At 68.3% G+C, this 21,515-nt stretch carries 23 protein-coding genes and 1 pseudogene; 16 read left to right on the forward strand and 8 right to left on the reverse strand.

Features of this window, described 5'->3' with window-relative positions:
• Positions 1-4: 4 nt before the first annotated feature.
• On the reverse strand, positions 5-574 hold the full coding sequence (locus AB0H76_RS06400; RefSeq protein WP_357318170.1) for a hypothetical protein: 570 nt from the start codon (positions 572-574) through the stop codon (positions 5-7).
• A 37-nt stretch (positions 575-611) separates the two neighbouring features.
• Positions 612-1,079, reverse strand: a complete 468-nt coding sequence (locus AB0H76_RS06405; RefSeq protein WP_357318172.1) for a GNAT family N-acetyltransferase — start codon at positions 1,077-1,079, stop codon at positions 612-614.
• A 129-nt stretch (positions 1,080-1,208) separates the two neighbouring features.
• On the opposite strand from AB0H76_RS06405, the gene AB0H76_RS06410 reads away from it, so the two are divergent.
• Positions 1,209-2,831 (forward strand): acyl-CoA synthetase, encoded by a 1,623-nt coding sequence (locus tag AB0H76_RS06410; protein WP_357318175.1) that lies wholly within the window; start codon positions 1,209-1,211, stop codon positions 2,829-2,831.
• A gap of 3 nt (positions 2,832-2,834) precedes the next feature.
• Here AB0H76_RS06410 and AB0H76_RS06415 read toward each other — a convergent pair whose 3' ends face one another.
• Positions 2,835-3,563, reverse strand: a complete 729-nt coding sequence (locus AB0H76_RS06415) for an SDR family NAD(P)-dependent oxidoreductase (protein WP_357318177.1) — start codon at positions 3,561-3,563, stop codon at positions 2,835-2,837.
• Positions 3,564-3,951: 388 nt separating this feature from the next.
• Between AB0H76_RS06415 and AB0H76_RS06420 the strand changes: the two genes are divergently transcribed.
• From AB0H76_RS06420 to AB0H76_RS06445, 6 genes are all read left to right on the forward strand, one after another.
• Positions 3,952-4,989, forward strand: a complete 1,038-nt coding sequence (locus AB0H76_RS06420) for an AraC family transcriptional regulator ligand-binding domain-containing protein (RefSeq protein WP_357318180.1) — start codon at positions 3,952-3,954, stop codon at positions 4,987-4,989.
• Positions 4,990-5,078: 89 nt separating this feature from the next.
• Positions 5,079-6,116, forward strand: coding sequence for an AraC family transcriptional regulator (locus tag AB0H76_RS06425; protein WP_357318183.1), 1,038 nt, complete (start codon positions 5,079-5,081; stop codon positions 6,114-6,116).
• 68 nt (positions 6,117-6,184) lie between these two features.
• Positions 6,185-7,225, forward strand: coding sequence for an AraC family transcriptional regulator (locus AB0H76_RS06430; protein WP_357318186.1), 1,041 nt, complete (start codon positions 6,185-6,187; stop codon positions 7,223-7,225).
• 122 nt (positions 7,226-7,347) lie between these two features.
• Positions 7,348-8,061 carry a DUF5134 domain-containing protein gene (locus AB0H76_RS06435; RefSeq protein ID WP_357318188.1) on the forward strand — a complete coding sequence of 238 codons (714 nt, stop codon included), beginning with the start codon at positions 7,348-7,350 and terminating at the stop codon, positions 8,059-8,061.
• A gap of 61 nt (positions 8,062-8,122) precedes the next feature.
• A complete protein-coding gene (locus tag AB0H76_RS06440) occupies positions 8,123-8,536 on the forward strand; it encodes a phage holin family protein (protein ID WP_357318191.1) in 414 nt (137 codons plus the stop codon).
• A complete protein-coding gene (locus AB0H76_RS06445) occupies positions 8,533-9,201 on the forward strand; it encodes a DUF3618 domain-containing protein (RefSeq protein ID WP_357318194.1) in 669 nt (222 codons plus the stop codon). Before AB0H76_RS06440 ends, AB0H76_RS06445 begins: the two co-directional genes overlap by 4 nt.
• Before the next feature lie 19 nt (positions 9,202-9,220).
• Here the strand turns inward: AB0H76_RS06445 and AB0H76_RS06450 are convergent, their stop codons facing one another.
• The 3 genes from AB0H76_RS06450 to AB0H76_RS06460 all read right to left on the reverse strand — a co-directional run bounded on the left by AB0H76_RS06450 (position 9,221) and on the right by AB0H76_RS06460 (position 11,197).
• A complete protein-coding gene (locus tag AB0H76_RS06450) occupies positions 9,221-9,895 on the reverse strand; it encodes a PhzF family phenazine biosynthesis protein (RefSeq protein WP_357318197.1) in 675 nt (224 codons plus the stop codon).
• Between the two features lie 117 nt (positions 9,896-10,012).
• Positions 10,013-10,552 carry a carboxymuconolactone decarboxylase family protein gene (locus tag AB0H76_RS06455; RefSeq protein ID WP_357318200.1) on the reverse strand — a complete coding sequence of 180 codons (540 nt, stop codon included), beginning with the start codon at positions 10,550-10,552 and terminating at the stop codon, positions 10,013-10,015.
• A gap of 57 nt (positions 10,553-10,609) precedes the next feature.
• Entirely contained in the window at positions 10,610-11,197 is a 588-nt protein-coding gene (locus tag AB0H76_RS06460; RefSeq protein ID WP_357318203.1) for a peroxiredoxin, read from the reverse strand.
• A 121-nt stretch (positions 11,198-11,318) separates the two neighbouring features.
• On the opposite strand from AB0H76_RS06460, the gene AB0H76_RS06465 reads away from it, so the two are divergent.
• On the forward strand, positions 11,319-12,227 hold the full coding sequence (locus tag AB0H76_RS06465; protein ID WP_357318206.1) for a hydrogen peroxide-inducible genes activator: 909 nt from the start codon (positions 11,319-11,321) through the stop codon (positions 12,225-12,227).
• Positions 12,228-12,230: 3 nt separating this feature from the next.
• On the opposite strand, the gene AB0H76_RS06470 is transcribed toward AB0H76_RS06465, so the two are convergent.
• Positions 12,231-12,959 carry a PE-PPE domain-containing protein gene (locus tag AB0H76_RS06470; protein ID WP_357318209.1) on the reverse strand — a complete coding sequence of 243 codons (729 nt, stop codon included), beginning with the start codon at positions 12,957-12,959 and terminating at the stop codon, positions 12,231-12,233.
• Positions 12,956-13,726, reverse strand: coding sequence for an N-acetylmuramoyl-L-alanine amidase (locus AB0H76_RS06475; protein WP_357318211.1), 771 nt, complete (start codon positions 13,724-13,726; stop codon positions 12,956-12,958). The genes AB0H76_RS06470 and AB0H76_RS06475 overlap by 4 nt, the downstream gene beginning before the upstream one ends.
• 186 nt (positions 13,727-13,912) lie before the next feature.
• On the opposite strand from AB0H76_RS06475, the gene AB0H76_RS06480 reads away from it, so the two are divergent.
• From AB0H76_RS06480 to AB0H76_RS06515, 8 genes and pseudogenes are all read left to right on the forward strand, one after another.
• Positions 13,913-14,365 carry a DUF4231 domain-containing protein gene (locus AB0H76_RS06480; RefSeq protein ID WP_357318214.1) on the forward strand — a complete coding sequence of 151 codons (453 nt, stop codon included), beginning with the start codon at positions 13,913-13,915 and terminating at the stop codon, positions 14,363-14,365.
• A gap of 24 nt (positions 14,366-14,389) precedes the next feature.
• Positions 14,390-14,728 (forward strand): annotated as a pseudogene (locus AB0H76_RS06485) (toll/interleukin-1 receptor domain-containing protein); the annotation flags it as partial.
• Positions 14,729-14,761: 33 nt separating this feature from the next.
• On the forward strand, positions 14,762-18,589 hold the full coding sequence (locus tag AB0H76_RS06490) for an NACHT and WD repeat domain-containing protein (RefSeq protein WP_357320472.1): 3,828 nt from the start codon (positions 14,762-14,764) through the stop codon (positions 18,587-18,589).
• 40 nt (positions 18,590-18,629) lie between these two features.
• A complete protein-coding gene (locus AB0H76_RS06495) occupies positions 18,630-19,403 on the forward strand; it encodes an MBL fold metallo-hydrolase (protein ID WP_357318217.1) in 774 nt (257 codons plus the stop codon).
• A gap of 38 nt (positions 19,404-19,441) precedes the next feature.
• Entirely contained in the window at positions 19,442-19,861 is a 420-nt protein-coding gene (locus AB0H76_RS06500) for a gamma-glutamylcyclotransferase family protein (RefSeq protein WP_357318219.1), read from the forward strand.
• Positions 19,862-19,904: 43 nt separating this feature from the next.
• Positions 19,905-20,495: a TetR family transcriptional regulator C-terminal domain-containing protein gene (locus tag AB0H76_RS06505; protein ID WP_357318222.1), complete on the forward strand. Its 591-nt coding sequence runs from the start codon at positions 19,905-19,907 to the stop codon at positions 20,493-20,495.
• Between the two features lie 77 nt (positions 20,496-20,572).
• The gene (locus tag AB0H76_RS06510) at positions 20,573-21,310 is read left to right on the forward strand and encodes an SDR family oxidoreductase (RefSeq protein ID WP_357318225.1); all 738 of its coding nucleotides are present in this window, start codon (positions 20,573-20,575) and stop codon (positions 21,308-21,310) included.
• Positions 21,310-21,513 (forward strand): 4-oxalocrotonate tautomerase family protein, encoded by a 204-nt coding sequence (locus tag AB0H76_RS06515; protein WP_357318227.1) that lies wholly within the window; start codon positions 21,310-21,312, stop codon positions 21,511-21,513. Before AB0H76_RS06510 ends, AB0H76_RS06515 begins: the two co-directional genes overlap by 1 nt.
• Positions 21,514-21,515 lie beyond the last annotated feature (2 nt).

A 21,515-nucleotide genomic window follows, 5' to 3' on the forward strand; every position in this document is an offset into this window, starting at 1 on the left:
CGGATCAGGCCTGCCGGACGTGGTACCAGCTGCCGTCGAAACGGGTGTAGGAGACGGTGGCGTCCTCGGGTGCGGGCGCCGCGCCGGGAAAGTAGGCGAAGCCGTAATCCTCTGTGCTGCTGCGGGTTCGGAAGAGGCAGCCCGCGGGGTGGCGGGAGATCGCGCGTACGTCGAAGAGGCCGATCTCCTGCCGCGGCAGCGTGGTCGACGGGGCGGCCTGGAGGCAGTGCGCCGCGACCGTCTCGAAGTCGCGCTGCGAGAGCTCCCAGGCGAGTCGGGCCGGCGTCCCGGTCTGGGCGAGGGTGATGCCCAGGGCGACGATGACCGGGGCGATCAGGCAGGCGCGCACGGCGCGGTAGGCGAGCAGACCGAACACGGCGACGAGCAGCCACAGCCCGGCCAAGCCCAGCAGGGTGAGGAGCAGCAGCAAGCCCGGGAGGAAGGGGCCCTCGATGGCTTGCTGCCACAGCAGCGTGCCGTAGCAGAGGGCGATCGAGCCGGTGACCGTGCCGATCACGGCACGCCACCAGGCGGGTGACCGGCGGGCGGTCCGGGCGCCGGGCCCAGTTGTCATGCGCACCACTGTAAGTCGCCGGGGCGGCGAAGATCGTTTACAGCGTCCGCGTCAGGAAGAGGCTGTGCGGGTCGGCGGCGTAGTCGGCGAACGGGTCGCAGAACTCGAAGCCGTGCCGCTGATACAGGCGGACGGCGGGCGCGAAGAATTCGGTGGCGCCGGTCTCGAGGCTCAGCCGGGCGTAACCGCGAGCCCGGGCCTCGGCGAGGAGATGGCCGAGCAGGGCGGCGGCGATCCCGCGCCCGGTGTGGCCGGTGGCGGTGCGCATGGACTTGATCTCGCCGTGGGTGGGATCGAGTTCCTTCAGCGCCGTGCACCCGAGCAGGGCGCCGCCGTCCCGGGCACTCCAGAAGGTGATCTCCGGCTTCCGGAGTTCGACCAGGTCCAGGGCGTGCACGCTGTCCTCGGGTGAATGGGCGTGCATGTCGGCCAGATGCTGGGTCAGCAGGGCGGCGATGTCCGGCCCGGTCAGGTCGTCGACGGCGATAGCGAAGGAACTGGACATCAGTCCATCATCGCCGAGGTCGCCCGCCCGGTCGCGCGCGGGCAGCCGGTCGACGGATCGATGTGACAGACCTTACTGTGAGGGCGGTTGCCCGCAAGGTGGCGGTGCGGAGTGGAGAGGGGTCGAGTGATGAGGCTCGCCAATCCGATCGGTACGGCGGTGCGCCGGGTGGCGGACGAGGCGTATTACGCCTCGCTCGCGGTGCGTGCCGGGCTGGTCACGCCGGTGCGCCCGGACCGGCTCGCGCGCATGGGCGTCGCGGTACTGCGCTCCGGGCTGATGGGCGGGGCGGTGACCGTCGCGGCCGAACGCTACGGCGACCGCGCGGCCCTCATCGATGAGCTCGGTGCCGTCACCTTCCGCGAACTCGACGAGCGCACAACGGCTTTGGCCAACGCCTGGCGGGCGCGCGGATTGCGCGACGGCGAGTGCGTCGCGATCCTGGCCCGCAATCATCGCGGTTTCCACTACTCGGTGTTCGCCGCGGCCAAGTGCGGCGCGCGAATCCTGTTGCTGAACACCGACTTCGCCGGACCGCAGCTGCGCGAGGTGGTCACCCGCGAGGGCGCCGATCTGCTGGTCTTCGACGACGAATACTCCCCGATCCTGGGCGAGCTGGCGCCGCCGCGCGGCCGCTACCGGGCCTGGACCGACAAGCCCGGCGTCGACACCCTGGACAACCTGATCGCCGGTGGCGCCCGCACGGCCCCGCGCCGCGCGACCACCCCGGCCCGCATCATCCTGCTGACCAGCGGCACCACGGGGACACCCAAGGGCGCCCCGCGTCGCGAGCCGACCTCGCTGGCCCCGCTCGCCGCCATCATCGGCCCGGTGCCGTTCCGGGCCCGCGAGATCACCGAATGCCCGGCGCCGCTGTTCCATACGCTCGGTTTCGCGCACGTCATGATGGCGGTCGGGTTCGGGACCACGCTGGTGATCCGCCGGCGGTTCGATCCGCGGGCCGTGCTCGACAGTCTCGACCGCAACGGCGCGACCGCCCTGGTCGCGGTGCCGGTGATGCTGCAGCGCCTGGTCGACCTGCCGCCGGAATCGCGTGCCGGGAAGGACCTTTCGCGCCTGCGCATCATCTTCGTCGCGGGTTCGCAGCTGGGCGCGGACCTGTGCCGGCGCGTCACCGAGGCGTTCGGCCCGGTGGTCTACAACGTGTACGGCACCACCGAGGTCGCCTACGCGACCATCGCCACCCCGGCCGATCTGGCGCGCGAACCCGGCTGTGTCGGCACGCCCGCGCCGAGCGCCACCGTGAAGATCCTGGACGAGCACGGCGCCGAACTGCCCGCGGGCCGGACCGGGCGCATCTTCGTGGGCAACACCTTCCAGTTCGAGGGCTACACCGGCGGCGGCGACAAGGATCGGGTCGGCGCGCTCATGTCCACCGGTGACGTCGGCCACTTCGACAGCGCCGGACGCCTTTTCGTCGACGGCCGCGACGACGACATGATCGTCTCCGGCGGCGAGAACGTCTTCCCCGGCGAGATCGAGGAACTGCTCGCCGCCCACCCCGCGGTCGAGGAGGTCACCGCCTTCGGCGTCGAGGATCCCAAGCACGGGCAGCGGTTGCGCGCGGTTGTCGTTGTGCGGGAAGAGCATTCGCTCACCGAGGACGAGGTGCGCGATTATGTGAAGCAGAACCTGGCCCGGTTCAAGGTGCCGCGGGATGTGCTGTTCGTCGATGAACTGCCCCGCAACCCGACCGGGAAGGTGCTCAAGCGCGTCCTGCGCGATCTGTGAGCCTCAGACCATGCCGAGCATCCGCCGCATGGTGTGCCGCAGCTGGACCGGATCCGGCACCGCCGTGCGGAACCACCCGTTCGGCGGAACCACCACCAGCCCGGCCCGCTGATGCTCGACACAGTCGACGATGGCGTCCGCCACCGCCTCCGGGTCGGGTGCGTAGCCGGGCGCGATGGTGCTGACGATGACGCCCTCCTCGGCCAGGCCTCGATGCAGCGCGGTGCCCAGCCCGACCACCGCGTGTTTGGTCGCGGAGTACACCGCGGCCCCCAGCGAGGCCGTGACCCCGATGGCCGAGCCGATATTGACGATGTGCCCGTGCCCCTGCTCGACGAATCGGATGCCCGCCAGCCGGGACCCGGTGATGACCGCGCGCAGATTGCTGTCGATCTGCCGGTCCGATTCGGCCTGCGACTCGGTGAGGAAGGTGCCGGTCGGCCCGACGTCGGCGGCGTTGACCACCACATCGAGGCCGCCCAGCCGGCGTTCGGCGTGCTCCAGGAATTCGGCGAACCGGCCGCCGTCGGTGACGTCGACCTGTAAGCCGACGACGTCGGCGCCGTGGATCCGGTTCAACTGCGAGGTGATCGCGCGCACCTTGCCGGGATCCGAATCGCCGATCGCGACCTCGGCGCCCGCGGCCAAGAAGGCCAGCGCGGCTTCCTTACCGATCCCGAAGGTGCCTCCGGTGATCGCGACTCGTGTTCCAGCAAGCGTCTTCTTCGGCATTGTGGTTCGCCTACCTTGGTCTGCTCGACGATAGCTACAACGCTAGGCCGACGGCGGCACACTCGCCATGCGATATCAGGTCATGACCTTGCGCAAAGCGGTCAGGCTGCGCGTTCCCGGTGAAATCGCTTGGTATTTAGGCGTTTCGGCCAGCATTTCGAAACGCGGCCACCGCTTTCCGGCCACTCTTCCGAACTTCGGCCAGGGGGCGCATCGGGATTGCCGCCGGGCGCCGTGAAGTTTGCTGGGGGGCATACGAACTCCGGCCAGACGCTTGTGGATAGCGGCCATCCGGCACCGTAACCGGACAATGAGGACGAGGCCGTGTCCTTTCGATGTCCGGCCAAAAGCTTTCGCGTGTCGGCCATCCCCGCGAAATCATGGACGGGTGGCCTCTTGGGAGTGGCGGCGATCCGTCGCGCACGCGGCGATCCTCGTCGACGTCGCCGACGAGCACGCGCTGACTCGCACCGAGTTGCTGCGCGACACCGGCATCGATCCGGTGGCGCTCAAGACCCCCGGCGCGGAGATCTCGGCCGGTCAGGAACTGGCCATGGTCCGCAACCTGGTCACGCTGCTCGGCGATCCGCCCGGCCTGGGTTGCGAGGCGGGCATGCGCACCCGGGCCACCACGCACGGCGCGCTGGGCATGGCCATCCTGAGCAGCCCCACCATGCGCGCGGCCATCGACGTCAGCCTGCGCTACATCAGCTTGATGACCTCGTTCGCGCGGGTCTGGCACGTCGACCACGGCGACGAGATCTGGGTCTACGTCGACGATTCGGATCTGCCCGAGGACGTGCGCGCCTTCCTGAACGAGCGTGATGTCTCGGCATTGCTGACCAACTGGTTCCTGGTCTTCGGGGTGGCCCCGCCGGTCAAGCGCGGCGAGGTGCGCGCGGACATGCGCTCCCGGCTGGTGCCGCTGCTGGAGGCGTTCGACATCCCGCTCACCGAGGCCGCCGAGGTCCATATCGCGGTGTTCGACATGTCCGATGTCGATCATCCGATGCCGCACGCGAGTCCGCTCACCGCCCAGCTCTACGAGGAGCAGTGTGCCGACCTGCTGCAACGCCGCGGGCTGTGCCAGGGCGTGGCCGGCACGGTGCGCGAGGTCCTGCTGCGTCAGATGAACGGCCGCATCACCCAGGAGGACGTGGCCGACCGCCTGCACATGAGCCTGCGCACCATGCGCCGCCGGCTGTCCGAGGAGGGCACCTCCTACCGGCGGTTGTGTGTGGAAACCTATGGCGCCCTTGCCGAAGAGCTGCTCGCCACCGGGCTGACGGTCGAGGATGTCGCCTACCGGATGGGCTATTCCGGCGCGCCGAGCTTCTCCACCGCGTTCAAGCAGTGGCGGGGTGTGTCCCCGGGGCGGTTCGCGCGCGCCTTCGGTGATCGGCACCGCACCACCGCGCCGCACTGATTCACCGTCCTTGACGCGAATTCGGTTGCCACTTACGAGGTTCGGCCAAAACCTTGCGGATATCGGCCACCGACGAGAATCATGAAGGCGTGTCCTCCTGGGAATGGCGGCGGTCGGTAACGAGCTCGGCGGTTCTCGTCGAGGTCGCGCAGGCGCGCGGCGTCGGGTCGGCGGAGATCCTGCGCGGCACGGGCATCGACGCCGAGGTGCTCGCCGATCCGGTCGGCGAGATCACCGCGGCACAGGAACTCGCGCTGGTGCGCAACCTGGTCACCCGCTTCGACGACCTGCCCGGGCTGGGCGCCGACGCGGGGCACCGCAATCGCATCACCATGCACGGGGTGTTCGGCCTCGCGGTGATGAGCAGCCCGACCATTCTCGCGGCGCTGGCGACCATGGTGCGCCACATCGGCCTGTCCACCTCGCTCAGTCGTCCCTGGCACGAGATCCGCGGTGGCGAAGTGCTGCTGTGCGTGGACGATTCCGAGTTGCCCGCTGACCTGCGCCCCTTCCTGTTCGAACGCGATCTGGCCGCCGCGGTGGTCAACTACGTGCTCATCGTCGGGGCCAAGCCGCCACTGATCCGGGTCGAGGCGGCCCGCGGCATGGCGGCCCGGATCGCCCCGATCCTGGAGAACTACGAGGTGCCGATCACCGACGGCGCCGACCATCACGTGCTCGTGCTCGACGCCGCCGAACTCGATCAGCCGATGCCGATGGCGAGCCCGCTCAGCGCCGAGCAGTTCGACCGGGAATGCGCGGAACTGCTGGAGCGCAGGGGCTTACGCAAGGGCGTGGCCGGTGCGGTGCGCGAGCTGCTGATGCGCCGGTTGACCGGGCGGGTCAGCCAGGAGGAGGTCGCGGCCGGTCTGAACCTGAGCCTGCGCACCATGCGCCGCCGCCTGGCCGAGGAGGGCACCTCCTACCGGCAACTGTGCTCGGAGACCTACGGCAGCCTGGCCGAGGATCTGCTGTCCACCGGCTTGACCGTCGAAGACGTGGCCTTCCGCATGGGTTATTCGGGCGCACCGAGCTTTTCGAACGCGTTCAAGCAGTGGCGCGGCGTCTCCCCGGGCCGGTTCGCCCGCAACCTCGCCCACGGACACCGCGCCTCGGTGCCGCAGTAGCCCGCATCCGCATGCGCCATTCGGCCGAAACCTTGCGAATCCCGGCCATAGCGGTTGACTATGGACGCGTGTCCTCCTGGGAATGGCGGCGATCGGTGATCAACTCCGTGGTGCTGGCCGAAGTCGGTGCCGAACACGGCCTCGGTCCCGATGAGGTGCTGCGCGGCACCGGGATCGACAAGCAGTTGCTCGACGATCCGGCCGGTGAGGTCACCGCCGCACAGGAACTCGCGCTGATCCGCAACCTGGTCACCCGCCTCGGCGACCCGCCGGGGCTGGGGATCGAGGCCGGCCTGCGCAACCGGCTGACCATGCACGGCATCTACGGCCTGGCGATCCTGAGCAGCCCCACCCTGCGCGCGGCGCTGTCGCTGGCCGTGCGCTACATCGGGCTGACGACCTCGTTCAGCCGGGCCTGGCTGGCCGCCGAGGGCGCGGAGGTCTATGTGTTCTACGACGACACCGCGGTGCCCGCCGACCTGCGTGGCTTTCTGCTGGAGCGCGACGCCGCCAGTCTGATCACGGACTTCGCGACGATGTCCGCGGGGCCGCCGCCGCTGATCCGCATCGAGGTGGCCGGCGGCCTGAGTGCGCGGCTGCGCGATCTCTTCGAGGCGCAGGGCGTGGCCTGCGTGGCGGGCGCCGATCCGCACCTGCTCGTCTTCGACGGCGGCGGGCTGGAGCGGCCGATGCCGATGGCGAGCCCGATGACCGCGCGAATGTTCGACGAGGAGTGCGCGGAACTGCTGCGGCGCAGGGGATTACACCGTGGTGTGGCGGGCGCGGTGCGCGAACTGCTGATGCGCCGCTTACACGGGCGGGTCAGCCAGGAGGACGTGGCCGCGAGCCTGCACATGAGCCTGCGGACCATGCGCCGCCGCCTGGCCGAGGAGGGCACCTCCTACCGCCGGCTGTGCACCGAAACCTACGGCAGCCTGGCCGAGGATCTGCTGTCCACCGGCTTGACCGTCGAGGACGTGGCGTTCCGCATGGGTTATTCGGGCGCACCGAGCTTTTCGAACGCGTTCAAGCAGTGGCGGGGCGTCTCCCCGGGCCGGTTCGCCCGCGCCGCCGGTACCCCGGCGTACCGCCCGGTGCCGGCGCCGTGAATCGCGCGAACGGCGGAAGCCCAAGGGTGGGAGCGGGTTAGCGGGAACGGGTGCCCCGCGGGCCGCGGGGGTGCGAGCATGGTTGCTGGGGACCTCGATCGTCGCGATGAGAGGTGGTGGGCATGACGCATTTCGTGCAGGAATATGTCGTACTGCGGTGGTTGGTGGTGGCCGCGTTTCTCTTGGCGTCGGCGATCGTGATCGGGCGGCTGGCGGCTCCCGTGCGGCGGCCGGCGGGGGTCGGTGCGGGGCCGGGAGATTCCCGCGGCAGCGAGCGGGTGGTGATCCGCGGTGGTGTGCGGAACCGGGCCGGCGACGAGCTGGAACAGCTACTCGCGCCGGGGGATTCGCGGGCGCCCGACCGCGTGGTCCCGACGGCCCGTGCGGCGCAGCACGAATCCGATGCCGCGCATCTGCTCATGTGCCTGGTCATGCTGGCGATGCTCATGTTCCCGGCCGGGGCGAAGCCCGAGGCGCTGCGCGGTGTGCTGGTCGCGATGACGGTGGTTTTCGCGATTCTGCTGGTGACCCGAATCGCGGAGGGGCGCAGCGGGTCCCGGGACCGCGTCGTGGCGATCGGGTACCACGTGGTGGCCGCCGCGGCCATGTTGTACGCGATGTCGGGGCACTCGGAATCGGGCCACACCGGGCCCGCGCCGGTGGTGGCGTTCGGGCTGGCGGCGCTGTTCCTCGCGGACGCGGTCGCGGTCCTCGTCACGGGTGGCCGGCACTGGCTCGGGCACCCCGCCGGGCCGGTGCTCACCTCGGCGCTGGTGCCGCACGTGGTGATGAATCTGGGCACCGCCTACATGTTGGTCGGTGCGGTCCTGGTGTGACCCGCGGCGGGTTTGCCCCGATCGACGCCGGGTAACCGGCCGACGATTGGGAGGTACCACCATGACGGAGACACACCCTGTGCCACCGGCCGATCGGCGATCGGTCGCCGAACTGGTCACCGATGCCACCGACCAGCTGAGCCGGCTGATCCGCGACGAAATCCAGTTGGCCAAACTCGAATTGCAGAGCAAGGGCAAACGGGTCGGGCGCGGCGCCGGTCTGGCCGGCGCCGGCGCGGTGCTCGCCTTCTACGGTGGCGCCGCGTTGATCGCGGCCGTCATCTGCGCGCTGGCGATCCCGCTGGACGGATGGTCCGCGGCGTTGATCGTCGGCGCGGTCCTGCTGATCGCCGGCGCCGTGCTCGCGCTGCTGGGCAAGAAGAACGTTCAGCAGGCGGTGCCGCCGCTGCCCGAGGAAGCGGTAGCGGGCGTGAAACGCGATATCGAAAGTATCAAGGACGGGAGCAAGCGATGAACGACCCACGGCCGAACCACAACGAGGCCGAGACCACTCCGGCCCAGCCGACCGTCAGCGTGCCGGTCGACCCCGAGGCGGTCCGCGCCGATCGCGATCAGACGCGCGAGGAGCTGGGGCAGACGGTTTCCGAGCTGACCGACAAGCTCGACGTCAAGGCCAACGCCCAGCGCAAGGCCGCCGAGGTGAAGGACGACGCCCGGCGCAAGACCGCCGAGACCACCGAGGCCGCCCGCGCCAAGGCCGCCGAGGCCACTCGGGTCGCCCGCGCCAAGACGACCGAGGCGAAAGTGAATGCCCAGGTCAAGGCCGCCGAGACCGCGGTCGCGGCGAGCCAGAAGGCCGGCGAGGCCAAGGAGGCGACCCGGGTGAAGGCCGCCGAGGCGACCGAGGCTGTGCGCCAGAAGGCGAACGAGACCACCGAAACCGCCCGACACCAGGCCGCCGAAGCGCGGATCGCGGTGGAGGAGAAGACCGCACAGGCCAAGGCTCAGGTCCGCGAGCTCACCGAGAAGGCCGAAGCCGCGGTCCCGGAACCGGTCGCGGAGCGCTCCAAGCAGGCCGCCGAGCTGGCCCGCCGTCAGCCCGTCGTGCCGTTTGCCGGGGCGGCGGCGCTCGCGGCGCTGCTCGTCTGGCTGATCCGGCGCCGCAGGCAGCAGCGCTGAGTGCGACGGGTGGGTGAACTCAGAGGTCGAGGACGGTTTCGGAAACCACGCGGCCGCCGAGGCGCACCCACCCGTCGGAATCCCACTCGGTGAAGATCTGTGAGCCCTGACCCTGGGTGATGGTCAGCCCCCGGCCCAGGCGGGCGGTGATGGCGACGGCCGCGGCGCCGGTGGCCTCGTCCTCGGCAATGCCCATGGCGGGTGCGAACATTCGCGACCGCACACTGCCGCGGTGCTCGTCCACCCAGGTCCAGAAGTAGTGCTGCGCGGCGGCGAATTCGTCGGGACGCAGTGCGGCCAGTTCCTCGGCGTCGGCCACCTGGTGGAAGACGAAGTCGGGCGCCCACGCGCCGCGCGCGGTGATCCAGGTGAGGGTGTCGGCGTACTCGACCGCGACCTGGCCGGCGGGGACATCCAGTGTGCGCACAGGTGTGCCCTGCTGGCCGAACCACCAGGCCGTGCCGACCGTCGGGTGCCCGGCGAACGGGAGTTCCACGGCCGGGGTGAAGATTCGCACCTGCGCCACGTCGTCGACGGGTTCGCCCAGGAACACCGTCTCGCTGTACCCGGCCTTCGCGGCCAGTACCTGCCGGTCCGGCTCGGCGACCTCCGCCGCGGACACCAGACCCAGCTCGTTGCCGAATCGTCCCGTGGAATCGGTGAACACCCGCACGACCTCGACTCGCACGCCCATGGTCTTGGTTCCTCCCTGTCTGCCTGCAGCGGAGCCTACCGGCTGGCCCGGGTCGATTCCCGCGATGAACGACTCCGGCCCCGTCCCTTTCTGGGACGGGGCCGGAGAACGCGGCGATTACACCGTGGCGGCGGCCAGGGTCTCGGTGGACTCCACCGCTTGCCCGACACCGGCGACGATCGAGGCCACGCGCAGCGACTCGAAGATCACCTCGCGCGAGACGCCCGCCTCACGCAGGGTCTTCTCGTGCGCCTCCAGACAGTGCGCGCACCCGTTGATCGAGGACACCGCGAAGGACCACAGCTCGAAATCGGCCTTGTCCACGCCGGGGTTGCCGATGATGTTCATCCGCAGGCCCGCGCGCAGGTCGTCGTAGCGGCCCTCCAGGAACGCCTTGCCCCGGTAGAACACATTGTTCATGCCCATGATCGAGGCCGCGCCGAGGGCGGCGTTGTAGGCCTCGGCCGACAGGGTGTCGGCGGCTTCCTCGGCGATCTCACGCAGCGTGCTCGCCGACCGGGTCGCGGCCGCCGAAGCGAGCAGGGTGCCCCACAGCTGCTGCTCGTTCAGCACGGTGGTGCGGCTGATCGAGGACAGATTGAGCTTGAGGTCCTTGGCGTACTCGGGGAGGGAGTTCTTCAGGTTCTCAATGCTCATTCGAAATACGTTCCTTTGCGATTCACGGAATTTGGATCGGGGTCAGGCTTTTCGGTCTCAGACGCTGGCGGTCATGAGCTCGCCGGCCTGGATGGTCGGGTCGCCCTTCTTCCAGTTGCAGGCACACAGCTCGTCGGACTGCAGGGCGTCGAGCACGCGCAGCACCTCGTCGACATTGCGGCCGACCGAACCGGCGGTCACCGAGACGAACTGGACCTCGTTGTTCGGGTCGACGATGAAGGTGGCGCGGTCGGCGACACCGTCGTTGTTCAGCACGCCGGCGGCGGCCGCGAGCTCACGCTTGAGGTCCGAGAGCATCGGGAAGGGCAGGGTCTTGAGCTCCTCGTGCTGCGCGCGCCACTGGAAATGCACGAACTCGTTGTCCACCGAAGCGCCCAGGACCTGTGCGTCGCGGTCGGCGAATTCCTCGTTCAGCTTGCCGAACGCCGCGATCTCGGTGGGGCAGACGAAGGTGAAATCCTTCGGCCAGAAGAAGACGATGCGCCACTTGCCGGCGTGGTCGTCGGAGGTGATCTGGGTGAAGTAGTCGTCAGGCTGCTGAGCGTCGACCTTGGACAGGTCACCGCCGATGACAGCGGTGAGGTTGTACGCCGGGAACTGGTCGCCAATGGTCAGCAGAGCCATGCTTGTCTCCTCGTTCTTTTGGAATGGGGTTGAAACAGATGTTTCAGAAGCGTGTGCCGTTGCGATCTTGCCTACGAGCCTGCGAAAGGTAAAGGTGATCAGTCGCACTACACTGATAGGCGTGACTGATCAGACTTATCAGCCCACACTGTCACAGCTGCGTGCGTTCGTAGCTGTCGCGGAGTATCGCCATTTCGGTACCGCGGCCGCTCGGCTCGGTGTGAGCCAACCCACGTTATCGCAGGCATTGGCCGCGCTCGAAAACGGACTGGGGCTGCAGCTCATCGAGCGCAGCACCCGGCGCGTACTGGTCACCGCGGAGGGCACGCGCCTGCTGCCGCAGGCGATGGCGACCCTGGAGGCGGCGGACCGATTTGTCGCCTCCGCCACCGGAGATGGGCTCGGCGGCACCCTGCGGATGGGCATCATTCCGACCGTCGCGCCATACGTCCTGCCCGCGTTGCTGCCGGAGTTGCGGCGGCGGGTACCGGGGCTGGCGCCGCAGGTGATCGAGGACCAAACCGCCCGGCTGCTGGACGGATTGCGCACCGGCGTGCTGGACGTCGCATTGCTCGCACTGCCCACCGGCGCGCCTGGACTCACCGAAATCGCTTTGTACGCCGAGGAATTCGTCCTGGTGACACCGCTCGGGCACGAACTTGCCGGGCGCGCGGACATCGCCGCGTCCCGGCTGAACACGCTACCGCTGCTGCTGCTCGACGAGGGCCACTGCCTGCGCGACCAGACCCTGGAGTTCTGCCGCTCCACCGATGCCCATCCGGGCTCGGTCGGCGACACCCGGGCCGCCTCGCTGACCACCGTAGTCCAGTGTGTCGCAGGCGGATTGGGCGTCACCCTGATCCCCGAGATGGCCGTCGCCGCCGAAACCGCCCGCGGCACCCTGGACACCGCCCGCTTCGCCACCCCGGCCCCGGGCCGCACCCTCGGGCTCGCCTTCCGCGCCTCCACCGCTCGCAAAGAGGATTACGAACAGCTCGCGGGCATCATCCGCGAGCAGCGGCCGAAGTGACCGTCAGGCGTGCACGGCCACCTCGTCGTTGAGCACCGCGCCGAGCCGGGCGGCGTGACCGAAGCGGACGTAGTCGTCGGTGTGGCGTCCGTCGAGTAGATAGCCGCGCGCGAAAGCGATTGCGCCACCCCAGCTCTGGAAGTTCTCCGGAGACCACCAATCCTGCATCTGGCGCTGGATCGCGACCTCCACCAGGCTCTGGCCCCAGCGGGCCACCGCCTCCGGCCCGGTCAGCGTGAAGTACTGCGACAGATCGGCGATGGTGCGCAACGGATTTCCCGGCGGCAGCGCCGTGATCGGATCGCCCGGCGCGGCCGACCAGTACGTCGGCACCCCATCGATGGGGCGTTCCCCGGCGATGCCGTATCCGCCCGGGTCGGGATCGAGGAATCGGCCGGTTGGCCGCAGCGGATCGGCGATGAGCGCGCAGGCGAGGACTTCCATCTCGGGCCGATGACCCTGCCCGATCTCGGCGGCGAGGTCACCGGCGATGACCGCGCCCTGCGAGTAACCGGCCAGGATGACCCGGTTGTCGGTGTTGTGCACCGCCTCGACCAGCGCGGCGGTCCCGGCGGCGCGGCTGTCGGCGAAGGTGGTCTGCCGCCCGTAATCCGCTGGGTAGGGGACCATCCGGGTGCTGAACCGGCTCGGATCCAGCGCCCGGGCGAACGCGTCGGTCACCGGATGGCCGTGCGGCGCCCAGGTGCCGCCGACGATGAGAACCTCGATCATCGGGCGCCGCCCTGCTCGAGCTTGTCCAAGCGGGTGCGGATATCGGCGATGGCCTCGACCAGCGTCAATCCGTCCAGTTGCGGCCAGCCCGCGTACTGGCCGGCGTCGCGCTGCTCGTGCCCGCACAGCTGCTCGCGAATGTCTTTGATGTCGCTGCCGATCGGCCCGCAGAACGCGGTGATGAATTCTTGGATCCGGTCTACTTCCGCCGCACTCATCGGTGCGCCCCCTTCTATGAAACCCTGTACTGCCCAACGGAACTCCGTCATATCGAGGCCGGCGGGGTCGATCTTTCCTTCGCTGCTGTACTCGCGGTGCGCCACGCAATCGTCCGCGTCCCGGCCGATGCGGCGCAGGATCGCCGCGGCGCCCCGCTGATACGCCTCGAGTTGCCGCGGCGTCCAATCGAACGGCGCGCGTCCGCACGAGACCGCCTCGATGCCGATGGTGTGGAAATTGGCGTCGTCGGTGGGCCAGCCGGGCCAGCTGCCGGCGCCCGCATGCCAGCACACGCCGGCCGCGATCACCCGGTAGGTGCCGTCCTTCTCCAGGACGAGCTGCGCGAGCGGACCGGCCAGGTCGGGGCGTCCGTCGCGCACGATGCGCCAATCGTGCGGCCCGCCCCCGCCGGTGTGATGACACAGCACCCCGCGGATATCGCGGAAGTCACCGTGGCCGCGCTCGCGCCAGCCCGCGTGCTCGATGACCCGCAGGCCCTCGGCGCGCAGCACGTCCGCGAGCCAGACCGGATCACCGGCCCAGGACATGGCATGTCGAGTTCTGTTGTGGAACAGCCGAATTACGCGAATACAAGGCGTACATATCCCCCCGGATCACTGCATGATCTCTGCGGCGAACCGCATCGGAACAAGTTCTATCATGAAAGGTGCACGGGCGCAGGTCGGTTGTTTCGAGTTCGGTGGCCGCGGCTCGTACGTGCTATGAGTTGTGCTGTGGTGGAAGCGAATCAAGCGGCGGGGGCGCCCGGCAACGACGATCCGGTATGGACTCGGCTCAACGATCAGCTGAGCTGGTATCGCGCCAAATCCCTGCGCGCGCAACGGTCCTACAAGGCGGTGAAGGTGGTGCAGCTGCTGGTCGGGGCCACCGTGCCGGTCGTGGCGGCGCTGTCGGCGCCGGCGTTGCTGACCGCGAGCCTGGCCGCCGTGGTGGTGGTCGCCGAAGGCGCCGAGCAACTGTTCCAATGGCACGCGAACTGGTTGCGCTACCGCGCGACCACCGAATCCCTCAAGCAGCAAAAGCATTTGTTCCTCGCCGGCGCGGGCCCCTACGGTGGCCGCGAACGCCGCAAGGTGCTCGCCGAACGGGTGGAACGTATCGTCTCGCAGGAGACCAGCGCTTGGCTCACCGACGCCGAGCGCAGTGCGCAGGGGCCGCAGCAGTAGTCGCGGCAGGGGAGGGGTTGGCCGGTGACGCGCATTTTCCTGAGTCATTCGAGCAAAGACAACGCGGCGGCAATCGCCCTGCGGCAGTGGCTGATCGAGCAGGACCCCGGACTGTCGGAGGACATCTTCCTCGACCTGACTCGCGAGGCCGGCATCGCGGCGGGCACCCGCTGGAAGGAAGCGCTGATCCGCGCCAGCGAACGCTGCGAAGCGGTGATCTGCCTGGTCACCGCGCACTGGCAGGCCTCGCGCGAATGCGTCGTCGAGTATCGCACCGCCGAGAACCTCGGCAAACGCATCTTCAGCGTGCGCCTGGAGCGGCTGACCGAAACCGACATCACCCGGGAATGGCAGCGCTGCGACCTATTCGGGGACGGCCCGCACACCGAGATCGAGGTGGCCGGCTACGAAACCGTCGTCTTCCGGACCGAAGGCCTGCACCGGCTCCTGGACGGCCTGCGCACCTCGGGCATCGGCGCACAACACTTTCCGTGGCCGCCCGCGGCGGACCCGGACCGATCGCCCTACCGCGGCTGGCAGCCCTTCGACGCCGTCGACGCCGCGGTGTACTTCGGGCGGGATGCCCAGATCGTGCGCGGCATGGATCTGCTGCGCGGGATGCGCACGGCCGGTAAGCCTTCCGTGTTCGCGATCCTCGGCCCCTCCGGCACCGGGAAATCCTCGTTCATGCGCGCCGGTCTGCTACCCCGGCTGGCCCGCGACGATCGCGAATTCGTCGTGCTCGACATCGTGCGTCCGGAACGCGCGGCCCTGACCGGAGCCCACGGACTCGCGGTCGCGATCCACGGCACCCGCGCTCGCCTCGGGCTCGGCGGCCGCGCCCTCGGTGACCTCAAAACCGCACTGCCGCACGATGTCGAGCTGGTCCGGGACTGCCTGCGCGAGATCGCCCGCGCCGCCCACACCCGGCTGCTCGACACCGGCGAGGCGCTGCCCACCCTGGTCCTGCCGATCGACCAGGCCGAGGAGTTGTTCGGTGCGGACGCCGGCGTCGAAGGCGACCAACTCCTGCACCTGCTCGCCCAGCTGCTGGCCGACCCCGCGGCGCCGCTGATCATCGTCCTGACCATCCGCACCGACCGCTACGAACTCTTCCAAACCGCGTCCCCGGTCGCCGAGGTCGAAACCCTGGTCTTCGACCACCTGAAACCCCTGCCCCGCACCCGATTCCGCGAACTGATCACCGGCCCCGCCGCCCGCGCCACCGCCGCGGGCCGGCGCCTGACCATCGAACCCGCCCTCCTGGACGAACTCGTCGCCGACTGCACCGACGGCGCCGACACCCTCCCACTCCTGGCCCTGACCCTGTCCCGCCTGCACCACGACTACGGCGAAGACGGAGTGCTGCGACTCGACGAATACACCGCCATGGGCGAAATGGCCCGCGTGGTGCGCACGGAAATCGACGCCCTGCTGGCCGCGGACCCGGACCAGCGCCGCGAACAACTCGGCATACTCCGCAGCGCGTTCATTCCCTGGCTGGCCACCGTCAACCCGGAAAACGACTACCCCCTGCGCCGCATCGCCCGCTGGAACGACCTGCCCGCCGAAAGTCACGCGCTGATCGACCGATTCGTCGACGCCCGGCTGATGGTGAAAGACCACCGCGACGGGGAGACGGTTGTCGAAGTCGCAGTGGAAAGCCTGCTGCGCCAATGGGACGAGCTCGCCGCGTGGTTGCGCGAGGAAGCGGACGCGCTGAAAGACGCCGACGCACTCGAACAATCGGCCCTGTCCTGGGAACACAACGGATGTGACGACGCTTGGCTGGTCGAGGGAACCCGCCTCGTCGAAGCCGAAACACTGTCCACGAAACCGGGATTCCGGGAACGGCTGGAATCGGTGCGGCCATATCTGGTCGCCTCGCGGGCGCGGGAGAACGAGCGCGCCGACGTCGAAAAGCGGCGGCAGCGGGAGGAGTTGCGGGCGGCAAAGGAGCAGCAGGAGACCGCGGAGGCGCTTGCCGCGGCGTCGGCGCAGGCGGAGTGGGAGGCGCAGCAGTACGCGAACGGGATACGGCAGCGATCGCGGTTGTTGCTGGTGCTCGCGACGCTGTCGGTGGTGATCATGCTGGTTGCGGCGGGGGCGTTCGTGGTGGCCAGGAAGAACAAGGACGCGGCCGACGAGCGGGCGCGTGACGCGGTGGCGCTGCAACTGGTGGCGCAGAGCAAAGCGATTCTGAGTGGGAATCAGGACGGTGGGGACGCGCTGGCTTTCCAACTGGTGCTCGCCGCGCTGAAGTTATCCGAGCAGGAGCAGGTGCGTGCGGCGGCCGTCGACATTCTGTATGAGAACCGCGGGTTGCAGTGGGTCACCTCGGTGAATTCGCTCAGTTCCGTATCGTTCGATACGGACGGCAGCCGAGTGTCCTTTGCTGATTCGAGCGGAATTCTGAAAACGCTGGATACCGCTACCGGAGAGTTCCGAGAAGCTCCGGCGGCTCAGCTGCAAGACAGTATCTCGACGCTCAGTCCAGACGCCACACGGGCAGCTGTCGTGCGAAACCTGGACCGAGAGTCCGAAATTCAGGTGGTCGACCCGATTTCCGGCCGACTCGTTACTGCGCTCGCAGTCGACGGAGCGGTGATCAAGGTCGCCTTCAGTTCCGACGGCTCCCGGCTGGTGGCTACCTACGGCGGCGACACGGTCCAAGTGTGGGACGCGAGATCGGGTGTGACCGTCGGCGGTCCGTGGCCGAGCGACTTCCAGGAAACGACTTACAACCTGGCGATCAGCAGTGACGGTCGAAGAGTCGCATGGGGGCAGACCCATCTGCAGGTATGGGACGTGGACGCCGGTCGGCGTTTCGACGGTCTCTTCGGCGCCAGGGCACAAAGCGAGGACAGCACGGCGCATATCGCGTGGAGCCTGGCATTCAGTAGCGATGGCCACAAGATCGTCGTTGGTTCGATCGACGGAGGAGTCGAGGTCTGGGATATCGAGACAGCCCAGCTCGCCGCCGCTCCGGTGTACAGCGGCCTGGGCAGCATGGTGACGGCGGTTGCTCTGAGTCCAGACGGGCGCAGGTTTGTGGCAGGCGACTCCAGCGGGGCGCTGCAAGTCTGGGACCTCGAGCGAATGGTGAGGTTAGGAGCAGCGATCATGCCGGCAACCGAGCCGATGGCTGTTCATTTCACGCCCGACAGCGAAGATGTCGTCGTCGTCGGATCGAATGGAACCGTGCGGCGCTTGGACCCGGAGGCGGGTACGCTCCCACGTCCGTTCTCGCAGTTGTCGACCAGTTATCGCAACTCGGGGCTGAGTTCGGATGGATCCCGAATGATCACCTGCTACGACGGTGATGAGCTACAGGTGTGGGATGTTCGCGCAGGTCGCAAAGTCGGATCGCTACCAGACAGGGAGGCTTGCACCCCGCAGCGGGGGAGCGCATTCCGCTGGGACGGAAGAAAGTTCATGTTCGTGACTGCGGCGGGGAATGTCCGCGTCTGGGACGTGGACAGTGGACAGACGGTGAGCGGGCAGCTGCCGTTTCCACTCGATGATTATGCCGATCTAGCGTTCGGCGCGGAGGGCGATCCGATTCTGATGAGCATCATCGGGCCGACAGCGCAGATTTGGAATCCTATGACCGGAGACCCGGTCACCGCGCCCATGCGTGCGTCATCGGACGAACTACTGGGGCCCGTTTTCAGCGCGGATGGACGATGGGTCGCACTGCAGAGCGTGGACAACTCTGTCGTGGTCTGGGATACGAAGACCGGCCAGGCGGAGGGGCGCCCGATGAAACTCGAATCGCAGGCGAATCTTCTGAAATTCAGTCCTGACGGTACGAAAATGGTCTCCAACAACCAAGGGACGGTCTCCGTGTGGGACATCTCGTCCGGAAGGACCGTTGCCGACATCACCACCGGCCACCTCTCGGTCATCGCGTTGTTGACCTTCAGTCAGGATGGCAGATATATCGCCTCAGCCGATGCCCGAGGCGCTCTGCGCATTTGGCACGCCGATTCCGGAGCATATGTAGGCGGCTCGACAACCACTGGTACATCGGTCGACGCGCTCGAATACACCCCTGGTGTCGGATTCATCGCGTTGTACGACCGAGCGATCCGAACCTGGCCCCTTTACGATGACGTGGAAGCCCCGCTCTGCGACAAACTCCGCTCCAACATGCGCGAAAAGGATTGGGAGACTTGGGTTGGCACCGGCGAACCGGTGAAGCTCTGCGACGGACTCCCTTAGCTCCGTTGACCCACACCCCACCGCCTGGGACGCTCCTTCTGTGCGGATCCACCATCTCAACTGCGGCACCATGTCCATGGGCGTGGTCGACCACTGCCTCCTGATCGAAACCGGCACCGGTCTGGTGCTGGTCGACACCGGCTACGGACTCGGCTGCGTGCACGATCCCGGTCGGATGATCGGTCCCGCGCGTTTTGCGCTGGGCACCAAGTTGCGGGAAAACGAGACGGCGATCCGGCAGATCGAGGGGCTCGGTTACGACCCGGCCGATGTCCGCGACATCATCCTCACGCATCTGGATCTGGATCACGCCGGCGGTCTCGCCGACTTCCCGGACGCGACCGTGCACGTGCACGGTCTGGAGTTACGCGCGGTCACCGAACCGAAGACGGTGGCGGAGCGGCTGCGCTATCGCAGGCAGCAGTGGGCGCACGAGCCGAAGTGGCTGGTCAACGAAAACGTCAGCGGCGGCGACTGGTTCGGTTTCGGGGCGGTGCGGGATCTGCCCGGGCTGCCGTCGGAGATTCTGGTGGTCCCGCTGCCCGGTCATACGCGCGGGCATATCGGTGTCGCGGTGGACACCGGCAGCGGCTGGCTGCTGCACGCGGGCGACGCGTACTACCTCGGCAGTGAGATCGATCCGGTGCGCCCGCACACGCCGCTGATCTGGCGGCTGTACGAAACCGGTGCGATCCTTGCGCGGGCGTATCACGAGAACCGCCGTCGGCTGGCCGAGCTCAATCGGGCCCACGGCAGCGAGATCACGATCTTCTCCTCGCACGATCCGCGTGCTTTCCGCCGGCTGTCGGCCTGACTTGCGTGGCCGCCGCGGCTGCGCGCACCGTTGACCCCGTGGCAGACGGCAGGCTCGGGCAGTTGAGTGGCGATGGTGATGTGCTGTTCGCGTATGGGACGCTGCAATTCCCGGAGGTTCTGACCGCGCTGCTGGGCCGTTGTCCGCGGCTGCGGTCCGCGGAACTGCGAGGGTGGCGGGTGGCGGCGTTGCCGGACCGAGTTTATCCGGGACTCGTGCCGGATCCCGGTGGGCTGGCGCGCGGCATGCTGATCTCCGGGCTCGACGCCGCGGAGTGGTCGGTCCTCGACGGCTTCGAGGACGACGAATACGACCTGCTGCCAGTCGATTTCGCCACCGGGTCCGCGTGGACCTATGTCTGGACCGCGGCGGTCGAGCCCGAGCTGTGGCACTCCACCGAGTTCGCCGCGGCGCACTTGGCCGCGTTCCTTCCGCGCTGCGCGCAGTGGCGGGTGTGACCTGCCGGTTGCGTTCCTAGACGACCGGTCGTATATTTCAGGCATGGCCCGCCCCCGACGCAGTGACGACACTCGCCAGCTCCTGGTGGAGGAGGGTGCGGCCGGGTTCCTCACCAACGGCTATCACGGCACCGGCATCAAGCAGGTGCTGGACGCGGTCGGTGTGCCGAAGGGGTCGTTCTACAACTACTTCGACAGCAAAGAGACCTTCGGTCAGGCCGTCATCGATTACCACTCGCAGTGCATCCAGCGGAACATGGCCGCGGCCTTCGGGCCGGCCCTGGATCCGGTGGCCGGGCTGCGTGCCTTCTTCGCCCGGCAGATGGACGAGTTCGTCGAAACCGATTACACGGGTGGGTGTTTGATCGCCAACCTCGGCGCCGAACTCGAAGGCAGCGAGGTGCTGCGCGAATCGCTGTCGGCCGCGTTCCGCACCTGGCGCGACGGGATGGCCGTGGCGCTGCGCGAAGCGCAGGAGCAGGGCACCATCCGCGCCGATATCGACGCCGCCGAACTCGCTGATCTGCTGATCGAATCCTGGGAGGGCGCGGTGATCCGGATGAAGATCGACCGCACGCTGGAGCCGCTGCGCAAGTGCCTGGCCCGACTGCTGGACGACTACTTCCGGCCCTGATCTCTGGCGTTCCGCGCGCGTACTTCATTTATCCATTCAAAGACGACCGGTCGTATCAACTGATGAAGGAGAAAGACATGTCCACCAAAACGGTGATCGTCACCGGATCCTCGAGCGGCATGGGCCGCGATATCGCCCGGGCCTTCGTGGCCCGCGGCGACAATGTGGTGCTCAACGGGCGCGACGCAGGCAAGCTCGCCGAGGTCGCCGCCGAACTCGGCGCGCCGGAGCGGGTCGCTCAGGTGGCCGGCGATATCGGTGCGGCCGCAACGGGTTCGGAGCTGGTGCGCACCGCCGTCGAACGCTTCGGGCGGGTCGACATCCTGGTCAACAACGCCGGAATCTTCGGCGCCAAACCGTTCGTCGACGTCACCGAAGCCGACCTCGATATTTATCTGGACGGCAACCTGAAGGGCACCTTCCGCACCACCCAGGCGGTCGTGCGCCAGTTCCTGAGTCAAGGCGCGGGCGGCAGCGTCGTCAACATCGGCACCGTCCTGATCAACCACGCGCTGGCGGGCCTGCCCGCCTCCGCCGCGCTGGTCAGCAAGGGTGGGGTGCACGCCCTGACCACCAGTCTCGCCGCGGAACTCGCCGCCGCGGGGATTCGGGTGAACGCCGTCGCCCCCGGCATCATTCGCACGCCGCTCTTCGGTGCGGGCGACGAAACGAGTTCCGGCCGCCTGGCTCTGCTCAATCGCATCGGCGAGGTCTCCGAAACCACCTCGGCCGTCCTCTACCTCGCGGACGCCGACTTCATCACCGGCCACATCCTGCCCGTCGACGGCGGGTTCCTCTCCGGAAGAGCAGCGTAATGCCGTACGTCAACATCAAAGTCACCGACGAGGGCGTCACCCGCGCGCAGAAGGCGCAACTGATCAAAGGCGTCACCGACCTGCTCCAGGATGTCCTGGGCAAGGATCCCGACACCACCTTCGTCCTGATCGACGAAGTCGCCCTGAGCGATTGGGGTGTCGGGGGCGTGGATGTGGAGGAGTACCGGCGGCGGCGCGCCTGACC

Origin of the sequence: Nocardia sp. NPDC050712 (assembly GCF_040654295.1) — a bacterium.
Classification (GTDB): domain Bacteria; phylum Actinomycetota; class Actinomycetes; order Mycobacteriales; family Mycobacteriaceae; genus Nocardia.

Excerpts from the sequence above, each read along its gene's own strand:
- AB0H76_RS06440 (WP_357318191.1), top strand. The coding sequence starts at position 8,123 with ATGACGGAGACACACCCTGTGCCACCGGCCGATCGGCGATCGGTCGCC.
- AB0H76_RS06510 (WP_357318225.1), top strand. The coding sequence starts at position 20,573 with ATGTCCACCAAAACGGTGATCGTCACCGGATCCTCGAGCGGCATGGGC.
- AB0H76_RS06475 (WP_357318211.1), bottom strand. The coding sequence starts at position 13,726 with ATGTCCTGGGCCGGTGATCCGGTCTGGCTCGCGGACGTGCTGCGCGCC.
- AB0H76_RS06410 (WP_357318175.1), top strand. The coding sequence starts at position 1,209 with ATGAGGCTCGCCAATCCGATCGGTACGGCGGTGCGCCGGGTGGCGGAC.
- AB0H76_RS06505 (WP_357318222.1), top strand. The coding sequence starts at position 19,905 with ATGGCCCGCCCCCGACGCAGTGACGACACTCGCCAGCTCCTGGTGGAG.
- AB0H76_RS06450 (WP_357318197.1), bottom strand. The coding sequence starts at position 9,895 with ATGGGCGTGCGAGTCGAGGTCGTGCGGGTGTTCACCGATTCCACGGGA.
- AB0H76_RS06470 (WP_357318209.1), bottom strand. The coding sequence starts at position 12,959 with ATGATCGAGGTTCTCATCGTCGGCGGCACCTGGGCGCCGCACGGCCAT.
- AB0H76_RS06435 (WP_357318188.1), top strand. The coding sequence starts at position 7,348 with ATGACGCATTTCGTGCAGGAATATGTCGTACTGCGGTGGTTGGTGGTG.
- AB0H76_RS06455 (WP_357318200.1), bottom strand. The coding sequence starts at position 10,552 with ATGAGCATTGAGAACCTGAAGAACTCCCTCCCCGAGTACGCCAAGGAC.
- AB0H76_RS06415 (WP_357318177.1), bottom strand. The coding sequence starts at position 3,563 with ATGCCGAAGAAGACGCTTGCTGGAACACGAGTCGCGATCACCGGAGGC.
- AB0H76_RS06460 (WP_357318203.1), bottom strand. The coding sequence starts at position 11,197 with ATGGCTCTGCTGACCATTGGCGACCAGTTCCCGGCGTACAACCTCACC.
- AB0H76_RS06445 (WP_357318194.1), top strand. The coding sequence starts at position 8,533 with ATGAACGACCCACGGCCGAACCACAACGAGGCCGAGACCACTCCGGCC.
- AB0H76_RS06515 (WP_357318227.1), top strand. The coding sequence starts at position 21,310 with ATGCCGTACGTCAACATCAAAGTCACCGACGAGGGCGTCACCCGCGCG.
- AB0H76_RS06400 (WP_357318170.1), bottom strand. The coding sequence starts at position 574 with ATGACAACTGGGCCCGGCGCCCGGACCGCCCGCCGGTCACCCGCCTGG.
- AB0H76_RS06405 (WP_357318172.1), bottom strand. The coding sequence starts at position 1,079 with ATGTCCAGTTCCTTCGCTATCGCCGTCGACGACCTGACCGGGCCGGAC.